The sequence below is a fragment of the Maritalea sp. genome (assembly GCF_047634455.1).
Taxonomy (GTDB): Bacteria; Pseudomonadota; Alphaproteobacteria; order Rhizobiales; family Devosiaceae; genus Maritalea.
Window position 1 is genome coordinate 98875 of the sequence record NZ_JBLIAI010000002.1, and the last position, 20720, is coordinate 119594.

Consider the following 20720-nt stretch of genomic DNA (forward strand, 5'->3'; position numbering starts at 1 on the left):
AAACCGTCGATTTTCAATGACTTGCACCTCAACACGTCACAATTAGTTCTGAGTTCGCAGGCAACCGTCATTAACAGCTGATTAGCCTTAACGAGGTAAACTGCCATCAATTGAATTGACCTAGCGCCCTTTGTATTTTGGGCTGCAGTAAGGAGTAGGGTCTAATGGATTTTGCCACCATTATCGGCATGATTGCTGGCGCTGCCTTCATTGCAATCGCGATTTTCATGGGTGGGTCATTTTCGCAATTTGTCGATTACCCGTCCATCACGATCGTTGTTGGCGGCGGAACGGCTGCAACGCTTATTCGGTTTCCAATTGGCGGTGTACTCAATGCGTTCGCCACCGGCGGAAAAGTTGCATTCACCCACAAAAAAGTCGACCCAAAAGAGCTGATCCAACAGATCGCTGAAATGGGTGACATCGTGCGCAAAAACGGCCCCCTAGGACTTGAAAATGTCGAACTTGATGAACCAAACCTAAAAAAGGGTTCTCAGTATATTGCTGATGGTTACGATGCCGGGTTTATTCGTGAAACAATGGAATTGGAAAGAGATCAGTTTCTAACCAGGCTTTCCGAGGGGCAACGCGTATTCAAATCCCTAGGTGATGCCGCACCTGCTTTTGGAATGATTGGGACATTGGTTGGCCTTGTGCAAATGTTGGCAAACATGTCCGATCCATCTGCGATTGGTCCCGCCATGGCCGTTGCGCTTTTGACAACAATGTATGGTGCGGTGCTTGCCAACCTGATTTGTTTGCCCCTTTCAGACAAACTGAACTCTAAACTAGAACTCGAAGACATCAACCAAACTCTGATCATCGATGGCATTATGTCGATTCGCGATGGCAAAAGCCCTGCACTTATTACCCAAATGCTCACCGCATATCTGCCAGAGAAACAACGAGATAGTTTGGAAGACGCTGCGTAGCCGCGACTCATATCAATTTTTCGTAAACGGAAGTCAAAATGGCAAAGAAGAAAAAAGGCGGTGGCGGAAGCGAGATACCTGAATGGCTCGTCACGTTCTCAGACCTCATGTCTATTTTGGTGGCTTTCTTCGTTCTTATCGTGTCGTTTTCCATCCAAGACGACCAAAAGCTTCAAGTTGTCGCCGGGTCGATGAAAGATGCATTTGGCGTTATCCAAACTGAAGCGCGGGCCGGCATTATCGAGCGGGATGGAAACCCCCAGCGTGATTTTGTAAAATCAGTCTCTAATCAAGATGAGACCAACCAGTCTGAATATGCCGAAATTCAGCACGATAATCGTTCAAAACAGGGGCAGGAAGCCAACACCTACGATATCGAAAAATCGGATGTTGAAACGCCGCGCGAGTTCGCCTTAGCAACCACTACATTACGCCAAGCTTGGCAGGAACTTCCCGAGATCACCTTCGTCGCAGACAATCTGCTGATCGAAGAGACCGAGGAAGGTTTGCACATCCAAATCGTTGACCAAGAGGGACGCACCATGTTCCCTGAAGGGTCGAAATACCCGTATGAAACAACACGGCAAGCCATTGCCATCATGACGCCAATCCTGAAGAGTTTACCCAACCAAATCAGAATTACAGGGCACACGGCAGCGGGCGCGTCATATCAGTCCGCTTCGTATGGCGCTTGGGAACTTTCTTCTGACCGGGCAAACGTTGTGCGGCGATTGATGGAAGAATTTGGCATGCCCTCTGAGCGTATTTTTTCGGTGGTTGGCAAGGGCGATGCAGCCCCATTGTTCCCCAACGATCCATATCTTTCTGCCAACCGCAGAATTTCAATTTTGGTGATGCAGGAAAAGCCACCCGTGCCAGTTGCACTGAAACCTTAAAGAAAGCGCCACTATAGCGCATTCTGTAAGGGAAAGGCCCTTGCTCAATTAAGCGGCTTCAACATGCAATACTGTGGCTTCAACTGAGGTCACGGTAACTTTTACGCCTTGAGCCAAATCTGGCCCCGTAACCCGCCAAACACCGTCTTCAATTTTCAACCGGCCATTTCCATCTATGATGGGCTCATCAAGTGTAAATGTCTGGCCCACCAGCTTTTCATTCCGCGCATTAAGAAACGGTCGATCAGAAACGTCTTTGCGGCTTTTGAAATATACTGTCCAAATAGCAACACTGGCCACTGACAAACCGGCGAACAACACCCATTGCATTTGCCAGTTTAACGCCTGTACCAGGGTTGCTAGGCCGACCAAGACGGCAGACAGGCCGAACCAGACGAACACCCCACCAGGCACCACCAATTCAATCGCCAACAGAATGAACCCGCCCACAATCCATGACCAAGCACCATATTCTGCGATCAGCCCGATGATATCCATATCTTAGCCCTCCGAGTTTGGAACGCGGCCCGTTTGACGCTTCGGCTTGTCACCGCCAAAGGCTTCCCGGGCAATCTCAGCAATTCCGCCCACAGCACCGATGACGCTAGCAGCTTCAAGCGGCATCATCAGCACCTTTTGATTTGGTGACTTGGCAATGCTCTCAAGTGCCTTGATATAATTGTTGGCCACAAAATAATTAACCGCTTGCACATCACCATTGGCAATCGCCTCCGACACCATTTGTGTGGCTTTCGCTTCAGCCTCGGCTGACCGCTCCCGTGCCTCAGCATCCCTGAAAGCCGCTTCCTTACGCCCTTCAGCTTCCAGCACTTGCGCCTGTTTCTCGCCTTCCGCTTCAAGAATAGCGCTTTGGCGCTTACCCTCAGATTCCAAAATCGTTGCCCGTTTTTCGCGCTCCGCCTTCATTTGCCGTGCCATCGACGCAACGAGATCTTTTGGTGGATCAATATCCTTGATCTCAATGCGGGTGATTTTCACCCCCCATGGCGACACCGCAGCGTCAACAACTTGCAGCAACCGTTGATTGATTCCATCCCGGTTCGAAAGCAATTCATCCAAATCCATGGACCCCATCACGGTACGGATGTTGGTCATTGTCAGGTTCAAAATGGCATGTTCAAGATTAGTCACCTCATACGCAGCAGCAGCTGCATCCATAATTTGATAAAACGTCACGCCATTTGCGGTAACAGTGGCGTTGTCTCTGGTAATGACTTCTTGGTGAGGCACATCGAGCACCTGTTCCATCATATTGATCTTGCGGCCAATGCCGTCAACAAACGGAATGATAAGGCTCAAACCGGGCTTGAGTGTGCGCATATAGCGACCAAATCGCTCAACAGTAAAATTGTATCCTTGAGTTACTGTTTTGACGCCAGCAACCAGCACCAAAATAACCAGCACTGCCCCAACGATTATCGATATTGAAAACCCGTCCATTATGTCCTCCAAGAAAACCATCTACAAATATGTAAGAACAATGGTCCCAAATCTCAAGAAATTCAATGATTTTCATAGGTTTTACATCACGATGGGCGCACTTTGAGATATCGTCTTTTGAATAGGCGATCATGCATCACCAATTATCATTTTGAGTCAGGCTATGCTCTGCAAATCAAGGTGATGTATTCTTTGCAAGATCAAATCCACCCGGATAGCTCGCGTCGCACCACATCTTCAATCACCTTCATGCCCAAATCGCTATCGTTCAAGCAAGGAATATAGGCAAACTGTACGCCGCCCGCTTCCAAGAATAGTTCTCGCCCCTCCATGCCAATTTCTTCAAGTGTTTCAAGGCAATCCACGGAGAATCCAGGCGTGAGTATAGCGACTTTCTTGATCCCTTTGCCGGGCAATGCCGCCAGCGTTTTGTCGGTGTAAGGCTGTAGCCACTCTTCAGGGCCGAACCGCGACTGGAACGTCACCATCAATTTGTCTTCGGGCCAACCCAGCTTTTCGCGCACCAGCCTGCTCGATTTTATGCATTGGCAATGATAGGGATCGCCTTTCAGCAAATAGCTTTTTGGTACGCCGTGATATGATGTAATCACCAGATCTGGCTCGAAATCCAAATTGGCTAAGCCATCTTCAATCGACTGCGCGATTGCACCCACATACGCATCAGTCTCAAAATATGCTGGTGCGGTGCGCACGGCCGGCTGCCAACGCATTTTCTTTAAAGTATCAAACGCCTTGTCGTTGGCCGTAGCTGTCGTTGCAGCTGAATATTGCGGGTAAAGCGGCACCAGCAAAATCTTATCACAGCCCTGCGCCTGTAACGCTTCTAGCTTGGATTGAGTCGATGGATTGCCATAACGCATAGCGTAGTCGACAAGCACCTGATCATGTTCTGACATTGCGGAGCGCAATGCGCTGACCTGTCGTTCTGAAATAACCCGCAACGGGCTATCCCCATTCTCATAATCCCAGATTTTGTCATATGCAGCCCCTGACCTCTTCGGTCTCACGGTCAGAATAATCCCGTTCAGGATCGGCCACCATTTCCACTTGGGTATTTCGATGACCCGTTGATCGGACAAGAACTCTTTGAGGTAGCGACGCATGGACCAATAGTCAGTAGCGTCAGGCGTTCCCAAATTCAAAAGCAATACGCCTACTTTTTTGGGCAGGGCGGCTGGGTGATCTTTTGGCAGAAGCGACGACATTTGGCCTCGATATTGTTCGTTTGTTTGGCGTAGGCCAAGGTCGCCTCAACATAAAGAACGTCGCCGAAATTTGCAGCGTTCGAATTGTCGCATAGGTCCCCTAACCTTTGCCGGCTAACATAGTGAGTACATTCTCAAAAGCAAATACGAAAAAGGGCGACCCATGGGCCGCCCTCATCAACAATCTTTTCGATTTACTATTCGACAGCTGTGATCCGGTCATCCACCATTGGTGTATATGCGCCACCAGCCGAAATATAATCTGCAACCACATCTTCAAGGTTCGGCCCAAAGTCATAGGCTTTCATGCCGTTGGTTGAGAACACTTTGTATCCGTCGCCACCATTGCGCATATAGTTGTTAGAAACAACGCCATAGGTCGCAGCTGGATCTAACGCACCAAAGGTACCCTCATCTCCGAGCACTTCAACCGAAACAATGCGGCTACCAGGCTCAGCAGAAGGCTTATAGGAGAACTTCAATCCTGCAATCTGCGGGAAGCGACCGGCACCTGTTTCGACCTGGCTTACACCATTTTCCAGCGCAGCGATCACATCGGAACCTTTGAGCTCAAAAGTTGCCAAAGTGTTTTGGAACGGGAGCACTGTAAGAACTTCACCCATGGTGATTTCCCCCGCATCAATTGATGCACGCAAGCCACCACCATTCTGGATCGCAATGGTAACGCCCTGGTTTTTCACCCGGTCCAACATGGCTTCAGCTACAAGCACACCCATTTCGCAAGTTTCTGCGCGACAGAATGAACGATTGCCTTCAATCGCCCCAGTTGTTTCGCCAACAATTGTGTTTTTAAGCTCTTCAAGTGGCCCGGCAGCTTCTGCTATTTTCGCCAATATATCTTTATCTTCGGCTACTCGAGCATCAAGCGACCATGCTTGACCGCCTGCATCTTTGACGTTGCCTTCATCATCGAATGTGACGCTCAATTCTCCGACATATTTGGTATAGGCATTGGCCTGAACAATCTGCACTTCGTTGCCGTCTGGTCCTTCCACAACTGTTGGATAGTCTTCCAAGAGCGTATGCGAGTGACCACCAACGATAACATCTATGCCAGATATTGAAGTTGCGAGTTCGATATCGCTTGAGATTCCGATATGTGTCAACAAGATAATCTTGTTGACACCATCACCATTCAATTTTGAAATCAATTCGGGCAGCTGATAATCTTCCGTGAAGATTTTCACGGTATCGCCGGGGCTTGCAATATCAACAGTATCTGGGGTCAACAACCCAATCACGCCAAGTTTTTCGCCGCCAACTTCCAAAATTGTGTAGGGCGGGATTTTACCGTCGAGCAATGGTTCGCCCGAAAGATCACCATTGGCAAACATCACTGGAAAATTCACCAAATCAGCAAAATTGGACAATCCTGCAGGGCCGTTATCAAATTCGTGGTTGCCGACGGCCATCGCGTCAATGCCCATGGTGTTCAGCACTTCAGCGTTCAACTTACCTTTGTAAGTTGTAAAATACAAAGAACCTTGGAATTGGTCACCACCAACCAGTGTAACCACATTGCCACCAGCGGCTTCAATAGCACTGCGACGCGTTTCAATGAATGTCTTCAGCCGCGCAGCACCGCCAAAGCACTTGCCAGCCGCGTTGTCGCCAGCGCTACAATCTGAATCATACTTACTCACCGGCTCAAACCGAGAGTGCATATCGTTAAAGTGCAAAATATTAAGTGTGTAATCAGCAAATGCTGGCGCTGCAGCGCTGGCCATCATGGTACCAAGCGCAAGCGCAAGTGCTATTTTCTTCATTTTTATGAGCCTCCAAATAATTTCAAACCAGCCCCTTATAGGACGCACCACATGGCAGATTTTTGACAATTTGCGATGTTTTTATTGTGCGCCATTCCTCCCACAAGCACTGGCATGCACCAGACTTTATGACAGATTAAGGACAGTGACCAGCACAAATTGGACCATTTGGACAAATACCGTTCGGTCTAAAACGAAGAGAACAACAGCAATGCGCCAAATCCAAAAACCAGAAACGCACCGACCAATTCAGCTGTGCCCAGCACCTCATGCCAGAACCCGCCCTTTGCTGCTGCTCGGGTTTTGGCAAAGTTTTTGAAATAGACGGCAATCGCGGCGAGCCCTGATACGGTGATTGCGGTACCCAACCCCATCAAAAATGTGGCGGCGATGCCGGCAAGCAGCAATTGCTGGGAGAGCGCAAAAGCCAAAACCACCAGCGCCCCTGAACAGGGTCTTAACCCCACGGACATAATCAGCCCCAACTGCTCGCGCCACGAACGCCCGCGAAATTGTCCTGGCTCTGGTGTATGATGGCCATCACAGCCCTCATCATGCTCATGATCGTGATGTGCATGGTGATTTTGCTTAGACAGTTTTCGCCAGATCAACCACAGACCAAGCATCATCACCAGTGCATACGAGGTCACCGCCATCCAATGGGCCGCATCCGACATTGCAAAACTCGTCAGCCGCAACACGCTTGCAGCAACCAAAACGAAAACCACAGCCACCACAGACTGCATCAATGCGGTCGCAAAACTCAACAAAATACCTTGCCGCAACTCACTTTCATTCGCCACCATGTAGGACGAGATCACAATCTTGCCGTGTCCGGGCCCCGCAGCATGGAAAACGCCATATAAAAAGCTCAAGCCGCCCAGCACCCAGAACGCACTACCGTCGGTGCGCATCTGCGCCATTGCATCCGTCAGCGCGCGATAAAATGCCTTTTGCTGGCTGTTAATCCAACCAAAAAACCCTGACTGCTGCCCGCCCAAATTGAGTTCCCGCGGCGGCGCAACAAAGGGCGACCCCTTCGGCTTTTGCTTCACAACAGGAGCCGCTTCAACGCGTTCCTGCTCACCACAACGCACAATAATCACATTGGACAAGTCTTTGACCGCTTGCGCCAATTCTTCAGGCAACTCAAACACGTCGGTGCCAAGCGCATAAAGCTGCTGTTCTATTGCTGGGTCGATTGGGCGCGGCCCGTTTACCTCCGCCGTGCATATTTCAGGCGCGTTGTCGAAGAAAACCGCGTCGCCTTCAGCAAATTGAAAGCCCGAATAATATTCAGGGTCTGCCACTTCAATTTCAATATCAGAAGTTGGGGCAACTGGTGTTTCAAAGTCCACAACAAACGCCAGTTGCAAGTTTGTACCGTCATATTCCATGCGCGCGTCACGCCCGGCAAGAAATGGGATATTTGCCCCACCTTTTAAACCAGCGACCGTGTAATAGTTGAATTCCTTCAAGCCCAACATATTGTCATCTGCTAAAGGCTGCAACTCATCGCTCGACGGCACCCCGTCACCATCTTCATCCAACCCTTGTATTGCCCACGCCGAATAAAGCGGATCGAACGTCCATGCCTGACGCAGCCCGACCATTTCACCTTGGTCGCTAAACACAACCACAACGCGCGCATCGATAAAAATGTGCGGGTGCGCAATTGCGCCGGTAGCCAAAGTCAGAAGCAGCATCAACGCTGTAAATATTTGTCGCACAAACCGATCCATTTTTTCGCCTTATGGCATACTTATCCGCGAACTAGAGCATCAGCGCGCTATTCTGCCCCATCAAATAACGTCAAATCAAACTGGGCGACGTCTTTTACCAGCTCTGCAAAGCACCGCTGCACATGCGCAGCGCTTGCTGCACCCTTTTTTGCAGTTGCAACAGATGCATCGCCAACAACGCCTTGGCTATTCAGGTCTTGGCTCATCCAGCCGAAATGATGTTTGCCGTAGCCTGACAGATGCGTCGCTGATGTCTCAATTTTCTCAAGCTTGCTTTCACATTTTTCAGCTCGACCCATGTCGACTTTTTGCGGCGCGAAATGCAGCATCAAGGATGTTTCAATGTCACCACCATGAATGCCATATTTGAGTTCTTGATCAGAAAACAAACCGTCAGGTTGCCCAAACCGCAACCATGCCGACGACACAGCGAGCATGGAAAAATCGCGGCGCAATGCCAAAATCAATTGGTCAACCACCGCACTATTGCCGCCATGTGACGACATGATGATCAAACGCCGCCCACCCCACGCATGGAAGCGTGCGCCAACTGCGTACCAACTTTGAAAAAGATGCTCTGCATCAAAACTAAGCGTGCCAACAAAATGATCATGCTCGTCGCTGGCCCCGATGTGCTGAATGGGGAACATCAAAACATTTGCATCTATCTTCAAATCATGTGCGGCGTTCAAATGTCCTGCGGCAATGTCACAATCCGTTGACAGCGGCAGGTGTGGCCCGTGCGGCTCGATTGCCGCCACCGGCAATACACCAACAGTCTGTGCGTCCACCAATTGTGCCAACTCATCGCGTTTCAGTTCCATCAGATTGAAGATCGGCATCTATACGTGTCTCCGAAAAGGTCGTTCGAGTTGGTTTTGCCAGTATTTATGTTGTTTGCAAAGCGGGTCAGTTCAAATTAACCGATTAGCGATAGTCTTAGCCATGAATTCTATTTGCTAAAACTATTGGGCTAAAAAGCACTATGGCCAAGAAAACCGAAAACACCCTTCTATTCGCCCTCATCGAAGCGGGCGCATTAAGCCGCCAAGCCGCCCTTGCGCCTCTACGCGAATTGGGATTGGTGCCGGGTGATGATGCCATATTGCTTTGGCTCAATGGCAACCCAGATACAGAGTTCTCAGAAATGTTGTTTGAACTGGGGTTAGACAGAAAGACCCTGCGCACCATTTTGTTTCGGTTTCAAAACATTGCTTTGGTCAGCTGCATTCCGTCAACTGACGGCGAAGACCTAGACGTAACACTCACCGAAGGCGGCCAACGGCTGATCGATGCACTAGAGCACCATTGGCAGACGTTGGACAAACAACTGCGCGCGCAATTTGCGCCCAAAAAAGCCAAGAAACTCAAAAAAGCGCTACACAGGTTAGCCGATAGTTTTTGAGGTACGTTTCATTGCTCAATAATCAGCCATACGCGGCTTGAAATATCAGGCTCCGCAATTAGCAATTTTACTTCCACCGTAAAATAGAGATACTAATCTCCACGCGCTGATTTGGCTGGAGTCCTTGATGTTTATCGTGCCAATTTACTATCTCGATCTGTTTGGGGTCGCCATATTTGCAACCACCGGCGCGCTGGTGGCCAGCCGTCGACAAATGGACATTATCGGCTTTGCATTGCTTGCCACCCTCACCGGATTAGGCGGTGGCACGCTGCGCGATCTCATTCTTGATCGGCCCGTTTTTTGGATTGTCGACCAAACCTATTTGGTCACCTGTTTGGCCATTGCTGTCGTTGCGTTTTTTGCATCTCACTTAATCCAGCGCCGCTATATTGCTTTGCTCTGGCTCGATGCGATTGGTCTGGCGGCCTATGGCGTACTTGGCGCACACATTGCGCACACCAACGGCGCAGGTTTCTTCGTTGCGACCGCTTTGGGCGTCATGACCGCCACCTTTGGCGGCATGATCCGGGACGTGGTTTGCGACGAAAATGTCCTGATTTTGCAGGACGAGATTTATGCGACCGCAGCTTTAGCTGCCGCTGGCGGATACATGGCATTGGTTTATGCGGGCATGCCATTATTCTATGCCGCTATTCTGGGCACAACAATTGGTTTTGTGGTCCGCGCGGGCGCCATTCAATTTGGTTGGAAAATCCCAAGATACAAACCACGCGAAGGGCGCGACTATTGATCCGGTTCCTCGACCAAAAACTCTATCATATCTCTGAAGACCCCAACATTGAACAATTTGAGCCACGCCCGGATCGCCACGGCAACAACAGTGTGTGGGCAATATCGACCGCGCGTGTGCAGAATTACCTGTTCCCAAGAGACTGCCCGCGCATCTGCATATGGGCCGATGCTGCAACTCTTGAACCGGACCGCGCAAAACTTTCAAACGTGAGTTCTGTTATTGCCATCGAACAAACATGGTTTCAGCGGACCGAAAACACAAAGCTTTACGCCTATTGTTTTGACAGTGCTGGATTTACTTTGGCAGACCCAAACGCGGGCTATTTCACATCCACCACAATACAAACACCGATTGACAAAGCGGTTGTCGAAGACCCCTTACGCCAGCTCAACCTATTGGGCGCTAGACTAGAAATTCTCGCCGAACTCCACAGTTTTCGTGAAATGGTATTGGGATCCAGCTTCGCATTTTCGATGATCCGCATGCGCAACGCCGCGCCTATTCCACCGACGCCGATTTGAAAATCACAAACATTGGCTGACCAATTTCCATTTCAAGCTCTGATATGGTTTTGAGCATCACCCGGGCGCGGACCACATTTTGTTCGACACGCACAATCACATCTGCCTGCGCTTTGTCCAGCACCCGAATGTGTTCAACATTGCCTTGAAGCTGGTTGCGCGCACTCAAGCCCGTCAGGCGGGTTTTGGCCAACATCACATCTCTGGCCCAAATGCGCAGTTGCACATCATCCCCGACATTCAGCTTACGATGTGGCAGATCAACAGATTGCTGACCCACGGATATGCAGGCCAAATCAAAGTCAGCATCAACCGAGCGTACCTTGCCTGTAATAACACTGGTGATGCCGTTCTCAAAAAATGCGGGACCATCAAGCTGCGCCATTGTTTCTGCCAACGGCCCTTGGGCAATGATTTTGCCGTCCTCAATGGCGATCAGCTTTTGCGCCAACTGCGCCGCCTCATCCATTTGATGCGTGACATAAAGCACGGGGATTTGTGCGGTCGCAAACTGCGTGCGGATGAGCGAAATGAGTTCAGCTTTTAGGCGCGGGTCAATTGCACTCAATGGCTCATCAAACAGCATCAGTTTTGGTTCGCCGAACAAAGCCCGCGCAATCATCACCCGCTGTTTTTCACCACCCGACAGGTTGCGCGGCGAACGATCCAAAATCGGTTCAATTTCGAGTTGCTGTGCAAGGCTTGTAACTGAAAGTGCACTTTTGCGCCCCAATTCAATATTCCCGCGCACGCTCAGATGTGGCAGCAAACGTGGTTCCTGAAACACCATGCCGATCTTTCGCGCTTCTGGCTTGCCCACCAGCGCTTTCCCACTCAGCTGAACGTTGGCGTCAACAGGCGTATCAAGCCCCGCCAGCACCCGCAGCATCGAAGTTTTGCCCGCCCCGGACGGGCCAACAATTGCGGTAATGCCTTGCGGCGCTGTAAACAAAAACTCAGAACCAAGATTGCCCCGCATGCCTTTGATCTGCACCTCAAGCATGACGCACCACGCGTTCACCCATCATTCGGTTTTGCAGCCAATTCAAAAGATACTCAGAACAAAGAACTGCAACTACTGAAATTGAAATGGAAACAAGGCTAAGCATCAACACCGTTTGCTGTCCATCAAACCGCTGCAATGCTGCGTGGATCGCTAATGAAAATGTTTGTGTTTCGCCCGGAATATTGGCAACAAACGTAATCGTTGCACCAAACTCCCCGAGCGCTTTGGCAAAACCCAATATCCCCCCAGCAATGATGCCGGGCAATGACATGGGCAAATACAGCATTTTAAACCGTTGCCAGCTCGTTTTACCTGCAACAGCCAAAGCCTCTTCCAAATTTGGATCAACAGCCTCCAGCGATAGTCGGATCGGCCTCACGATCAGCGGCAGTGCCACCAGACCCGCTGCCAAACTGGCCCCGGCCGAATTGAAGGCAAATGAGATGCCCAATGGTGCAAGCAGCAACCCAATCGGTCCCAAGGGGCCGAACAGATACAAAAGTACCAACCCGGTGACCACCGGCGGCATTACGAGCGGCAGCATAATTATGGCGCTAAGCAGTTGGCGACCAACAAACTGCTTGCGCGCCAACAGGTAGGCCAGACCAAACGCCAACGGCACGGCCCAAAGCAAAGCGAAAACGGCCACTTGCAGCGACAAGAAAATAATGGACCAAATCTGTGCCGACACTATTGTTCCTCAAGCGGTAAAAACCCATAGGCGGCAACTATAACATGTGCTGCGTCGCTGCCAAGGAAACCCATAAACTCCGCAGCTTCTGGATTTTGTACGCCAAGCTGCACTGCCCAATATATGATAGGTGTGTGCGCAACTTGAGAAAATTCATACGCAATATTCATGCCCAAAAGCTGTGCATCAGAAGCATAGACTATCCCGAATGGCGCTGCGCCAACTTGTACCAATCTTGCTGCCGCCCGCACATTATCCGCAGGTGCAACCTGATTTTGAACATCCGCCCACAGTCCCATATATTTTAACGCTTCCCGCGCATATATACCTGCAGGAACATGGTTAGGATCGGCAATCGCCAAACGCTTTTTCCCGAGCAATTCCGGCAAGCCACCAATTTCGGGCAAAGTCACGTCTTGGTGCGAGACAAGGACCAACCGGTTGGAGAAAAGTGGCAGCAATTCTTGCTGATTGGCAACAAATTCTGCCCATTCCTTGTTGGCTGAAATATATATATCGGCTGGCGCACCAGCTTTGATTTGCCGGGCCACACTCGAACTACTGCCAGCAACCACGCTCAAACCGTCAATGCCCGAAGCATCAACCAAACCTTGAACCACATCCACAAGACTAGCCGCGACAAAGATTTTGGCCTCAGCGAAAGCGGGCTGAGCAACCATCGACACCAACATCGCTAGTGCAAAACTTAGCCGCCACATCATCCTATTTTCCGATTTTTGACGCTTCGCGCGCCAAGGCTTCAATCCTGTCAAAGTCGCGATTTTTAATCGCGTCAGCGGGCACAATCCACGATCCGCCAACACAAATCACATTTGGCAAACAAAGATAGTCCATCGCATTTTCTGGGCTAACGCCACCCGTTGGGCAAAACATTAGGTCAGGCAAAGGAGAAGAAAAACTCTTCAACAGTTTAGCGCCACCCACGGCTTCTGCTGGGAACAGCTTCAAATAAGTGTAGCCCGCGTCCGAGGCGGCCATCGCTTCCGTGGCGGTCGAAACGCCGGGCAACAACGGCACATCATACGCCAACGCATCGCTCAAAAGATTAAGCGGCGCGCCCGGTGACACCATGAACTGAGCACCAGCTTCAATGGATTGCTCGATTTGCGCTCTGTTGCGCACCGTGCCTGAACCAACGAATGCGCCTTCGACTTTGGCCATCGCTTTGATGATCGCCAGAGCATTTGGCGTGCGCAAAGTCACCTCAAGCGCAGGCAAACCGCCTTTAACAAGTGCACGTGCCAACGGTTCGGCAGCATCCAAATCGTCAAGCACAATGACGGGCACCACAGGTGCAGCGGACAAAATTGGGGTCAGTTTTGCAACATTTTGGGCCATGATCTGCCTTTCTCCAAAAAAAACACCGCAACCAGATTTGCGGGATAATCGACATTGGTTTGGGCTTTAGCACGAAGGATCAATTGAAATACACAATAAAAATACCTAAGTTCCCGATCAACGAGGCACACAAAGGGCGAAACAATGGCTCAATTGATCAATTCTGTTACCCCGCTGGATGAAGCGCGCGACATATTGAAAGGTCTATTTGACCTTAAGTTCACTAAGGCTGTGGAAAAAGAAACCGCCCCAATCTATGAACATGTCAAAGACCTGATCCCCGAGATCGAATGGCAGTTTTATGCGCCCCTGATTCGCCAAATCAATCAGTTGAAGCGCGAAAAAGACGCGGTGATCTTGGCGCACAACTATCAAACGCCGCAAATCTATCATGGCGTGGCCGATGTTGTGGGCGACAGTTTACAGCTGGCCATTGAGGCGACCAAAGTAAGTCAATCCACCATCATTCAGTGCGGCGTGCACTTCATGGCGGAAACCTCAAAACTGTTGAACCCCGAAAAAACCGTGCTCATTCCTGATGCGCGTGCTGGTTGCTCGCTGGCGTCTTCCATTACCGCAGAAGACGTGATGGCGATGCGCGCCCAATATCCGGGCGTACCCGTGGTGACGTACGTGAACACGTCAGCCGAAGTGAAAGCGGTCACCGATATTTGTTGCACCTCATCCAACGCGCTCGACATTGTCGAGGGCTTGGACAGCGACACGATCATGATGATCCCCGATCAATATTTGGCGCAAAACACTGCCAAGAAGACCAAAAAGAAAATCATCACTTGGGCGGGCGCTTGCGAAGTGCATGAAACTTTCACTGCGGCTGATATCGCTGAATTGCGCGAATCTTACCCCGGCGCAAAAATCATCGCGCATCCGGAATGCCCGACCGAAGTTATCGATGCATGCGATTTTTCTGGTTCAACGTCTGGCATGATCAATTGGGTCAAAACCAAAAAGCCGAAAAATGTCGTCATGGTCACTGAGTGCTCAATGTCGGACAACGTTGCCGCAGAAACGCCCGGCGTTCAGTTTCTTAAGGGCTGTAATATCTGCCCGCACATGAAACGCATCAATTTGGAAAATATTCTGTGGTCCCTGCATACAGGCACCGAAGAGGTCACAGTTGACCCGGCCATTGCTGAAAAAGCCCGTGGCGCTGTAGAACGCATGATTGAATTTGGCAAAGACAAAAGAGCCAAACGGAAATAGTTTTGTTTGATAGGCGAAATGAACAAAGCCGTGGAGCGATCCTCGGCTTTTTGTGCCTAAGCTTTCTTCAAAAACTCAGTGCGCAAAACAATCGTTGACTTGCCAATCCGGCATTCAACTTCACTGTCTTTATCCGTGGTGTGAATATTCTTGATCGTGGTGCCACGTTTCAAGGTTTTGGACATGCCCTTAACCTTGAGGTCTTTATTGACCTGAACACTGTCGCCATCTTCTAGTTCTGCGCCATTGCAATCACGTGCACTCATTTCAAAAACCCTCGCTCAAATTGATTGAGCGAGGCATAACCGACTTCGACCAAATTGTCGCGCAAAAACCTATTCAGGTTTGCCGTTTGGCCAATATTTGTCACTCCAAGTCACCTCTGCGCCGTAAAGCGGCACCGTGGAAATCGACATCTTTGCCGACCCTTCTGCAACTTCACGAGTATGTGAGAGATAAATCAACGTGTTGTTGGGCTGATCGTAAATACGTTTGACCACCAGTTTCTTCCAAAGGAACGAACGGCCCTCTTTAAAAACTTCCTCGCCATCCTTATCCATGTCGATATCACCAATCGTAACAGGCCCAGTCACGCGACATGCGATTGACGAATTGGAAGGGTCCTCAAACCAATTGCCTTTGGACAAACGATCAAAAAAGCCACGATCAAAATAGGCAAGGTGGCAAGTGACGCCGTCAATTTCGCGGTCCTGAACCGCTTCGATCAAAATGTCATTGCCAACCCAATCAACGCCAATTTTTCCCACTTCCTCAGCTTGCGCCGAAGGTGCCAAAAGCGCGGCAGAAATCAGGGCGGCGGCCACAACTATTTTTCTCATAAAACTGTCCTTTGCGTTCATCCAAGCTGCAACACAGTTGGGCACTCAACATGATGATTGCAAGTCAGACACCGAACAAACTGTCGGGCCTGTTCCAGATGCGACCGCAGGCACCCTTCCAATAAATGCTCAATCTATGTACCGTGCCAGCGAACAATGCGAATCCGAAAAGACATCTGAGCATTCAGCCTGACAAAACTCCCATTCCAAACACGAGAAATGCCAATGACCATTTACGACAATGTCCTGAATGCAGAGGGTGCGCTGGTTGTCGGCGCAGGGCTCGCCGGACTTTTTTGTGCGCTAAAACTCGCACCGCGACCGGTTACGGTCTTGTCGCCCAAACCTTTGGGCACAGGCGCTTCGTCTTCTTGGGCACAAGGCGGCGTTGCCGCAGCAGTTGGCAAAGGCGATAGCGCCGAAGCACATGCGCGGGACACAGATATTGCAGGTGCAGGCATTGTGGATTTTGAAGTGGCACAATCCGTTGCCGCCGAGGCCGCAGATCGTATAAACGACCTGGCCAAATGGGGCACCCCCTTTGATCGCGCCGAGGATGGCAGCTTCATTCTATCAAAAGAAGCCGCCCATTCGGTCAACCGGGTTGTGCGTGTTTCGGGGGATCGCGCGGGTCGCGAAATCATGGCCGCTTTAATCGAAGAAGTGCGCAATACCCCCTCCATTCGCATCGTTGAGGGCATAACAGCTGTTGATCTGGCCCGGGCCGATGGCCGCGTGATCGGTGTTTATGCCCGTAAACTGGGTGATCGCTATGCGGAGCCTGTGCTGATCCGTGCTCGAGCCACAGTGTTAGCTGCTGGTGGACTCGGTGGGCTTTATGCAGTCACGACGAACCCGCCTGGCGTTCGCGGCCACGCCATGGGCATGGCAGCCCGCGCAGGTGCATTGATTGCTGACAGTGAATTTGTGCAATTCCACCCAACAGCAATGGCCGTGGGGCAAGACCCAGCGCCACTTGCGACCGAAGCGTTGCGCGGTGAAGGCGCGATATTGGTCAATGACTTGGGCGTCCGCTTTATGCTTGATGAGCACGAGGACGCAGAACTGGCACCTCGGGATGTTGTGGCCCGCGCAGGTTTCAGGCAAATTCAGGCCGGGCGCAAAGTCTTTCTGGACACAAGAAAAGTCTTGGGCGAACGCATTCTAACCGCGTTCCCAACCGTTGCGAATTATTGCAAGGAAGCGGGCATTGATCCGGTAACGGATATGATTCCAGTGACCCCCGCCGCACACTTCCACATGGGCGGCGTCAAAGTTGATGATCGCGGCAGATCATCTCTGGCTGGTCTTTGGGTGTGCGGTGAAGCATCTTGCACAGGCCTGCATGGGGCGAACCGCTTAGCGTCAAATTCCTTGCTTGAAGCGGTGGTCTTTGGGTCTCGTATTGCAGAAGACATTTCCGGCCTTGAGCCGATCAACAAGAGCTTGCCACCATATTTGGGCATTGAATGGAATGAGGCCGAGGGTGAAGAAGCCGAACGTGTATTGCGCAACCTTGATACGGTGCAAGAACTTAGACACATTATGACGAACCATGTGGGTGTTGAACGCAACGAAGAAGGCTTGCGCCTTGCGCTGCGCAAAATCCAAACGCTGGAAGAAACCGCAACAGAAGTAACGCGCTCATTCCTCAACATGACCACGTCAGCCACTTTGGTGGCCGCTGCAGCTCTTAAACGCACAGAAAGCCGGGGCGGACATTTCCGTACCGATTTTCCAGAGAAAGACCCCGCCTTCAAAGACCACACCACTATGACCCTAACCGACGCGCTGAAAATCCGCGCATCGGCCTAGGGTCTGAACTCAATTGAGTTCAGACCCTAGGACCCAACCGAATGATTAGGCGTGGCTTTTGGCCGCGCCATCTCCGTCTTTTACGACTTTGCGAATAAGCTTTTCGCGCAACTCACGTTCAAGCATCAACTTTTTCTGGTAGCGGCTCTGAACAACATCGACGGCCACCATGACGAACAACACGAAGTAGAACGTGGTTTTCGCCATCGGCAACACATCATAACCAAACAGCTTGAGGTGTGCCAAATGTCCACCTTCTGACAACAGCAATATTCCCACCAACAACAAGATAAACAGGCCCAGCACTTGGTACATCCGATTGCGATCTAAAAAGTCGGCCACATAATCCGACAAAACAATCATCAGGACGCCAGAGATGACAATCGCCAACGCCATCACCCAGAACACATCGGTCAAAGCAATCGAGGACAATACACTGTCAAATGAGAACACCATGTTCATCGCCACCAACCAAAAGATCGTCATCGCAACCGAACGCTTGCGCTTTCCATCTCCTTCGCTATGCAAATCATGCACTGAGATCATGTGAAATATCTCTTGAATTGCGGTGTAGATAATAAATCCACCGCCAAATAAAACGATGAACGCGTGCACATTCATCTGAGTTTCAATAATCCCCGGCAGATTCAACGAGAAAAACGGTGCTTGAAACAGTTCAATCACTTGTACCAACAAGAACAGCAGGATGATCCGCAAAAATATCGCCATGCCGATACCCCACCGACGCACAAATTGTTGCTTGGAAGCCTCCACACGTTTGGATTCAAGCGAAATATACAAAAGATTGTCAAAACCAAGCACGGCTTGCAACGCGACGAGCATTACAAGCGTGAGCCAGTTTTCCGCTGAGAATAAACTTTCCATTAGTCGCTCCACCTATCAAACATGTTTGGAAAAAACTAATGCAGACAATCGAACGCAAACTCAACCCCCAAGCGAAAACTCAGTGCACAGCTTTGTCAAGAAGATGAACGTCCGTACGAACGCATGGGCTGCCAACTAAATTTCGCAAGGCTAGGAACGAAAGGGGCCGCGTCAGTCTCTGACGCGGCCCCAATTTCACCGATAGCCCTTCGCCGCTTAGCCAGAAAACAAGGTTCTGGGCAACCAAGTCACAACGCTAGGGAATATCCACAGGATCGACAATGCAACAATCTGAATGAGAATGAACGGCATCACCCCCGCATAAAGATCACTGGTCTTGAACTCCGCCGGTGCGACTCCCCGTAAATAGAACAGCGCAAATCCAAATGGCGGCGTTAAGAAACTGGTTTGCAAATTAATCGCAATCATAATCCCCAGCCAAAGCGGATCATAGCCAAGGGCAATCAAAATTGGCCCAACAATTGGCACAACTACATATATGATTTCAATGAAATCTAAGAAGAAGCCAAGGAAGAACATCAATAGCATGACAATCAGGAGTGCAGAGAACGCGCCGCCAGGCAAGTTGCGCAAAAACTCTGCGATCACATCATCACCGCCAAAGCCTTTGAAGACCGTTGAGAACAATCCGGCGCCAATAATGATCAAGAATACCATTGAGGACACTTTGACCGTTTCAAGACCTACTTCTTTGAAGAGCGAGAAATTGAACCGCTTTGCCCGCCAAGCCAAAACAGCAGCACCAACAGCGCCAACAGCCGCAGATTCCGTTGGCGTAGCGATGCCCGCCAAGATTGAGCCAAGCACCAAAATGATAAGAATAAGCGGTGGAGCGACAGCTTGTATCAATGTGCCAACTGTTGGCGCGTGAACGCTTTCGTCTTTCATTGATGGCACGTCTTCTGGGCGAATAATGGTGAGGATAAATATCCAAAGCAAATAAAGCCCAACGAGCAGCAAACCGGGGAACAGCGCACCCGCGAACAAATCAATTGCGGTTACGGGTTCGGGAGCCAAATTTCCTGTCAAAGCCGCAGCTTCTTCGTTCACGCCTTGCAATATGTTGGCCAACAATACCAACACAATTGAGGGGGGAATGATCTGCCCCAACGTGCCGGAGGCACAAATAATGCCGCCAGCAACTTTGGGATTGTACCCCGCCTTAAGCATCACCGGCAGGCTCATCAGGCCCATCGTGACAACGGTTGCGCCAACAATGCCTGTCGAGGCTGCCAACAACGCACCAACAATGATTACGGAATAACCAAGACCACCGCGCACCTTGCCAAACAATTGCCCCATAGATTCAAGCAACTGCCCAGCAATATCCGATCGCTGGAGGATAACCCCCATATAGACAAACAGCGGCACCGCCACTAGCGGCTCGTTCTTCATGGTTGAGAAAATCCGTGTCGGTGTCAGGTTCAAAAACACAAAGTTGAACAGATCCAATTGGTCGCCAATATAGGCAAAAATGATGGCCGAACCAGCAAGTGACAAGGCCACTGGAAATCCAAGGATCAACACAACAATGGTCACCCCGAACATTACAAAAGCTAAGATTTCTGGGGTCATACTAATGGCTCATCTTCATCTTCTACTAAACGAACACGGTCGCCTGTAATGATTGTGTCCAGCGACCGCAATGCCAGGGACAAGAACTGCAGTCCAAGGACAATAGCTAGCGCCGGGATGGCTGCTTTCAACAGAAACAACGCGGGCAGTCCGCCAGCTTCTGGCGAAGTTTCCATTCGCGAAAACGAGCGATAAAAGAAGTCAATTCCGCGGGAGTAAATCAGCCAAAGCACCGGAGCCGCTAAAAAGATCGACCCGAGCAAATTGACAAATGCTTTGTAGCGGTCGGACGCGCCAGAATAGATCAAGTCGATCCGTACATGCCCATCGTGCAAAAGCGTAAAGCCCGCCCCAAGCATAAAAACATACGCATGCATCCAGACATAAGTCTCCTGCATCCACACATCGCCGGATGAAAACACGTACCGCAAAACAACAACCATGAAGACGTTTAGAACCAGCAGCAGCGCCAGCCAGGCCAACACTTGGCCTACCATTTCATTGATACGATCAATGAGCCCCGCCACAAGTCTGATGCCAGTTATAAGCCCAGACATTATACTCCCCCCAAAGGAACA

22 protein-coding genes are annotated in these 20720 nt (G+C 50.4%); 7 read left to right on the plus strand and 15 right to left on the minus strand.

Annotation, left to right across the window (positions count from 1 at the left end; genetic code table 11):
• The first annotated feature begins 164 nt into the window (after positions 1-164).
• Together ACJAZW_RS01400 and ACJAZW_RS01405 are read left to right on the plus strand one after the other, a co-directional pair.
• Complete coding sequence (locus ACJAZW_RS01400) at positions 165-932, plus strand: motility protein A (RefSeq protein WP_415155063.1); 768 nt, start codon at positions 165-167, stop codon at positions 930-932.
• Positions 933-970: 38 nt separating this feature from the next.
• The gene (locus ACJAZW_RS01405; RefSeq protein ID WP_415155064.1) at positions 971-1828 is read left to right on the plus strand and encodes a flagellar motor protein MotB; all 858 of its coding nucleotides are present in this window, start codon (positions 971-973) and stop codon (positions 1826-1828) included.
• Between the two features lie 48 nt (positions 1829-1876).
• Here the strand turns inward: ACJAZW_RS01405 and ACJAZW_RS01410 are convergent, their stop codons facing one another.
• The 6 genes from ACJAZW_RS01410 to ACJAZW_RS01435 all read right to left on the minus strand — a co-directional run bounded on the left by ACJAZW_RS01410 (position 1877) and on the right by ACJAZW_RS01435 (position 8886).
• Positions 1877-2326, minus strand: a complete 450-nt coding sequence (locus ACJAZW_RS01410) for an NfeD family protein (RefSeq protein WP_415155065.1) — start codon at positions 2324-2326, stop codon at positions 1877-1879.
• 3 nt (positions 2327-2329) lie between these two features.
• Positions 2330-3289 (minus strand): SPFH domain-containing protein, encoded by a 960-nt coding sequence (locus ACJAZW_RS01415; protein WP_415155066.1) that lies wholly within the window; start codon positions 3287-3289, stop codon positions 2330-2332.
• Between the two features lie 200 nt (positions 3290-3489).
• Positions 3490-4515 (minus strand): ferrochelatase, encoded by a 1026-nt coding sequence (gene hemH / locus ACJAZW_RS01420; protein WP_415155067.1) that lies wholly within the window; start codon positions 4513-4515, stop codon positions 3490-3492.
• 197 nt (positions 4516-4712) lie between these two features.
• A complete protein-coding gene (locus tag ACJAZW_RS01425; protein WP_415155068.1) occupies positions 4713-6302 on the minus strand; it encodes a bifunctional metallophosphatase/5'-nucleotidase in 1590 nt (529 codons plus the stop codon).
• Positions 6303-6490: 188 nt separating this feature from the next.
• Positions 6491-8044: a DUF1007 family protein gene (locus tag ACJAZW_RS01430; protein ID WP_415155069.1), complete on the minus strand. Its 1554-nt coding sequence runs from the start codon at positions 8042-8044 to the stop codon at positions 6491-6493.
• A gap of 47 nt (positions 8045-8091) precedes the next feature.
• Positions 8092-8886: a creatininase family protein gene (locus ACJAZW_RS01435; RefSeq protein ID WP_415155070.1), complete on the minus strand. Its 795-nt coding sequence runs from the start codon at positions 8884-8886 to the stop codon at positions 8092-8094.
• Between the two features lie 143 nt (positions 8887-9029).
• Between ACJAZW_RS01435 and ACJAZW_RS01440 the strand changes: the two genes are divergently transcribed.
• The 3 genes from ACJAZW_RS01440 to ACJAZW_RS01450 all read left to right on the plus strand — a co-directional run bounded on the left by ACJAZW_RS01440 (position 9030) and on the right by ACJAZW_RS01450 (position 10727).
• Positions 9030-9449 carry a hypothetical protein gene (locus ACJAZW_RS01440; RefSeq protein ID WP_415155071.1) on the plus strand — a complete coding sequence of 140 codons (420 nt, stop codon included), beginning with the start codon at positions 9030-9032 and terminating at the stop codon, positions 9447-9449.
• A gap of 127 nt (positions 9450-9576) precedes the next feature.
• Positions 9577-10203, plus strand: coding sequence for a trimeric intracellular cation channel family protein (locus tag ACJAZW_RS01445; RefSeq protein ID WP_415155072.1), 627 nt, complete (start codon positions 9577-9579; stop codon positions 10201-10203).
• Positions 10200-10727, plus strand: coding sequence for a DUF6886 family protein (locus ACJAZW_RS01450; RefSeq protein WP_415155073.1), 528 nt, complete (start codon positions 10200-10202; stop codon positions 10725-10727). Before ACJAZW_RS01445 ends, ACJAZW_RS01450 begins: the two co-directional genes overlap by 4 nt.
• On the opposite strand, the gene ACJAZW_RS01455 is transcribed toward ACJAZW_RS01450, so the two are convergent.
• Genes ACJAZW_RS01455 through eda form a run of 4 tightly spaced genes read right to left on the minus strand, consistent with a single transcriptional unit; the run spans position 10705 to position 13783 of the window.
• Complete coding sequence (locus tag ACJAZW_RS01455; protein WP_415155074.1) at positions 10705-11730, minus strand: molybdenum ABC transporter ATP-binding protein; 1026 nt, start codon at positions 11728-11730, stop codon at positions 10705-10707. The genes ACJAZW_RS01450 and ACJAZW_RS01455 overlap by 23 nt on opposite strands.
• Entirely contained in the window at positions 11723-12427 is a 705-nt protein-coding gene (gene modB, locus ACJAZW_RS01460; RefSeq protein ID WP_415155112.1) for a molybdate ABC transporter permease subunit, read from the minus strand. Before modB ends, ACJAZW_RS01455 begins: the two co-directional genes overlap by 8 nt.
• A complete protein-coding gene (modA, locus tag ACJAZW_RS01465) occupies positions 12424-13146 on the minus strand; it encodes a molybdate ABC transporter substrate-binding protein (RefSeq protein ID WP_415155075.1) in 723 nt (240 codons plus the stop codon). The genes modB and modA overlap by 4 nt, the downstream gene beginning before the upstream one ends.
• A gap of 1 nt (position 13147) precedes the next feature.
• Positions 13148-13783 carry a bifunctional 4-hydroxy-2-oxoglutarate aldolase/2-dehydro-3-deoxy-phosphogluconate aldolase gene (gene eda, locus ACJAZW_RS01470; protein WP_415155076.1) on the minus strand — a complete coding sequence of 212 codons (636 nt, stop codon included), beginning with the start codon at positions 13781-13783 and terminating at the stop codon, positions 13148-13150.
• Positions 13784-13927: 144 nt separating this feature from the next.
• Here eda and nadA point away from each other — a divergent pair, with 144 nt between their 5' ends.
• Positions 13928-15007 carry a quinolinate synthase NadA gene (gene nadA / locus ACJAZW_RS01475; RefSeq protein ID WP_415155077.1) on the plus strand — a complete coding sequence of 360 codons (1080 nt, stop codon included), beginning with the start codon at positions 13928-13930 and terminating at the stop codon, positions 15005-15007.
• 56 nt (positions 15008-15063) lie between these two features.
• Here nadA and ACJAZW_RS01480 read toward each other — a convergent pair whose 3' ends face one another.
• Both ACJAZW_RS01480 and ACJAZW_RS01485 read right to left on the minus strand, forming a co-directional pair.
• Positions 15064-15273: a PhnA domain-containing protein gene (locus ACJAZW_RS01480; RefSeq protein WP_415155078.1), complete on the minus strand. Its 210-nt coding sequence runs from the start codon at positions 15271-15273 to the stop codon at positions 15064-15066.
• A gap of 69 nt (positions 15274-15342) precedes the next feature.
• Positions 15343-15846 (minus strand): CreA family protein, encoded by a 504-nt coding sequence (locus tag ACJAZW_RS01485; RefSeq protein ID WP_415155079.1) that lies wholly within the window; start codon positions 15844-15846, stop codon positions 15343-15345.
• A gap of 225 nt (positions 15847-16071) precedes the next feature.
• Between ACJAZW_RS01485 and ACJAZW_RS01490 the strand changes: the two genes are divergently transcribed.
• Complete coding sequence (locus ACJAZW_RS01490) at positions 16072-17661, plus strand: L-aspartate oxidase (RefSeq protein WP_415155080.1); 1590 nt, start codon at positions 16072-16074, stop codon at positions 17659-17661.
• A 45-nt stretch (positions 17662-17706) separates the two neighbouring features.
• Here the strand turns inward: ACJAZW_RS01490 and ACJAZW_RS01495 are convergent, their stop codons facing one another.
• From ACJAZW_RS01495 to ACJAZW_RS01505, 3 genes are all read right to left on the minus strand, one after another.
• Entirely contained in the window at positions 17707-18546 is an 840-nt protein-coding gene (locus tag ACJAZW_RS01495; RefSeq protein WP_415155081.1) for a TerC family protein, read from the minus strand.
• Between the two features lie 216 nt (positions 18547-18762).
• Entirely contained in the window at positions 18763-20142 is a 1380-nt protein-coding gene (locus tag ACJAZW_RS01500; RefSeq protein WP_415155082.1) for a TRAP transporter large permease, read from the minus strand.
• Positions 20139-20699, minus strand: coding sequence for a TRAP transporter small permease subunit (locus ACJAZW_RS01505; protein ID WP_415155083.1), 561 nt, complete (start codon positions 20697-20699; stop codon positions 20139-20141). The genes ACJAZW_RS01500 and ACJAZW_RS01505 overlap by 4 nt, the downstream gene beginning before the upstream one ends.
• Positions 20700-20720 lie beyond the last annotated feature (21 nt).

Excerpts from the sequence above, each read along its gene's own strand:
- ACJAZW_RS01400 (WP_415155063.1), top strand. The coding sequence starts at position 165 with ATGGATTTTGCCACCATTATCGGCATGATTGCTGGCGCTGCCTTCATT.
- ACJAZW_RS01405 (WP_415155064.1), top strand. The coding sequence starts at position 971 with ATGGCAAAGAAGAAAAAAGGCGGTGGCGGAAGCGAGATACCTGAATGG.
- ACJAZW_RS01410 (WP_415155065.1), bottom strand. The coding sequence starts at position 2,326 with ATGGATATCATCGGGCTGATCGCAGAATATGGTGCTTGGTCATGGATT.
- ACJAZW_RS01415 (WP_415155066.1), bottom strand. The coding sequence starts at position 3,289 with ATGGACGGGTTTTCAATATCGATAATCGTTGGGGCAGTGCTGGTTATT.
- hemH (WP_415155067.1), bottom strand. The coding sequence starts at position 4,515 with ATGTCGTCGCTTCTGCCAAAAGATCACCCAGCCGCCCTGCCCAAAAAA.
- ACJAZW_RS01425 (WP_415155068.1), bottom strand. The coding sequence starts at position 6,302 with ATGAAGAAAATAGCACTTGCGCTTGCGCTTGGTACCATGATGGCCAGC.
- ACJAZW_RS01430 (WP_415155069.1), bottom strand. The coding sequence starts at position 8,044 with ATGGATCGGTTTGTGCGACAAATATTTACAGCGTTGATGCTGCTTCTG.
- ACJAZW_RS01435 (WP_415155070.1), bottom strand. The coding sequence starts at position 8,886 with ATGCCGATCTTCAATCTGATGGAACTGAAACGCGATGAGTTGGCACAA.
- ACJAZW_RS01440 (WP_415155071.1), top strand. The coding sequence starts at position 9,030 with ATGGCCAAGAAAACCGAAAACACCCTTCTATTCGCCCTCATCGAAGCG.
- ACJAZW_RS01445 (WP_415155072.1), top strand. The coding sequence starts at position 9,577 with ATGTTTATCGTGCCAATTTACTATCTCGATCTGTTTGGGGTCGCCATA.
- ACJAZW_RS01455 (WP_415155074.1), bottom strand. The coding sequence starts at position 11,730 with ATGCTTGAGGTGCAGATCAAAGGCATGCGGGGCAATCTTGGTTCTGAG.
- modA (WP_415155075.1), bottom strand. The coding sequence starts at position 13,146 with ATGATGTGGCGGCTAAGTTTTGCACTAGCGATGTTGGTGTCGATGGTT.
- eda (WP_415155076.1), bottom strand. The coding sequence starts at position 13,783 with ATGGCCCAAAATGTTGCAAAACTGACCCCAATTTTGTCCGCTGCACCT.
- nadA (WP_415155077.1), top strand. The coding sequence starts at position 13,928 with ATGGCTCAATTGATCAATTCTGTTACCCCGCTGGATGAAGCGCGCGAC.
- ACJAZW_RS01480 (WP_415155078.1), bottom strand. The coding sequence starts at position 15,273 with ATGAGTGCACGTGATTGCAATGGCGCAGAACTAGAAGATGGCGACAGT.
- ACJAZW_RS01485 (WP_415155079.1), bottom strand. The coding sequence starts at position 15,846 with ATGAGAAAAATAGTTGTGGCCGCCGCCCTGATTTCTGCCGCGCTTTTG.
- ACJAZW_RS01490 (WP_415155080.1), top strand. The coding sequence starts at position 16,072 with ATGACCATTTACGACAATGTCCTGAATGCAGAGGGTGCGCTGGTTGTC.
- ACJAZW_RS01495 (WP_415155081.1), bottom strand. The coding sequence starts at position 18,546 with ATGGAAAGTTTATTCTCAGCGGAAAACTGGCTCACGCTTGTAATGCTC.
- ACJAZW_RS01500 (WP_415155082.1), bottom strand. The coding sequence starts at position 20,142 with ATGACCCCAGAAATCTTAGCTTTTGTAATGTTCGGGGTGACCATTGTT.
- ACJAZW_RS01505 (WP_415155083.1), bottom strand. The coding sequence starts at position 20,699 with ATGTCTGGGCTTATAACTGGCATCAGACTTGTGGCGGGGCTCATTGAT.